General features: G+C 64.0%; 1 protein-coding gene. It reads left to right on the top strand.

Annotation, left to right across the window (positions count from 1 at the left end; all coding sequences use genetic code 11):
* A partial coding sequence (locus E5K04_RS16590; RefSeq protein WP_328591048.1) for a YadA family autotransporter adhesin occupies positions 1-873 on the top strand: 873 nt, incomplete at its 5' end.
* Positions 874-947: the final 74 nt, after the last annotated feature.

The raw sequence follows: 947 nt of genomic DNA, 5'->3' as shown, positions 1-947 counted from the left end.
GGCACCGCGCAGACCACCGCCGATGATGCCAAGACCGCAGCCAGCACCGCGCAGACTACCGCCAACGAAGCCAAGACCGCAGCCGCTACAGCCGACGCCAAAGCGACCACGGCCCAGACCACGGCTCAACGTGCCGAAACCAAGGCAGATCAGGCGCTGGATGTGCTTAAGGAAGGCACCTTGCGTGTGGCGGGTGCCCAGAGTTCGGGTGAGAAGAACTCGATTGCCATCGGTGCGGAGGCCAAGGCCGACAAGGCCAACAGTATCGCGATCGGTGCGGGGTCGTACGCCAAGTCGTCTGTGGCGATCGGCGTCAACAGTGCTGCGTCTGGCACCAACACCACTGCGATCGGGGATGAAGCCAAAGCGCGTGGCGAATTCGCGGTGGCGCTGGGCAATAATGCCGAAGTGAAGGTTAATGCCAAAAATGCGGTCGCGCTGGGTAACGGTTCGGTGGCGACCGAATCCGACACCGTGAGCGTGGGGGCTGCCGGTGCGGAACGCCGCATCGTGAATGTGGCGGATGCGACCAGCAAGACCGATGCGGTCAACCTCGGGCAATTGCAGCAATTCACCCGTGACTTGGGCAGCCAGTTTGATCAGCGCATGGATAGCCTGGAAGACTCGGTCAAGAGCAACCAGCGCGAGTACCGCGCGGGCATTTCGCTGGCCGGCGCCAACGCGGCGGCGGTGACCAACGCGATGCAGGTTCAAGGTATCGGGGTAGGCTTGTCCAGCTTTGCCGGGCATGGCGCACTGGCGCTGGCCTTGGGGCGCACGCTGGAGAGCGGCAAGTCGCTCAGCCTGAGCGTGGGCGTGAGCGGCAGCAAGACGCAGGTGTCGGGTGGTTTCGGCGTGCCCTTGAAGTGGTAAGGGGGGGCGCCAGGCCGGCGCGGTTGAAAAGCGAGGGGACTCCCCTCGCTTAATGTGATGGTCAGCCTGAACAC

The organism is Crenobacter intestini, assembly GCF_004919095.1.
Lineage (GTDB): Bacteria > Pseudomonadota > Gammaproteobacteria > Burkholderiales > Chromobacteriaceae > Craterilacuibacter > Craterilacuibacter intestini.
Note: the sequence above shows the minus strand (reverse complement) of the source record. Positions and strands in the feature narration are given on the sequence as shown.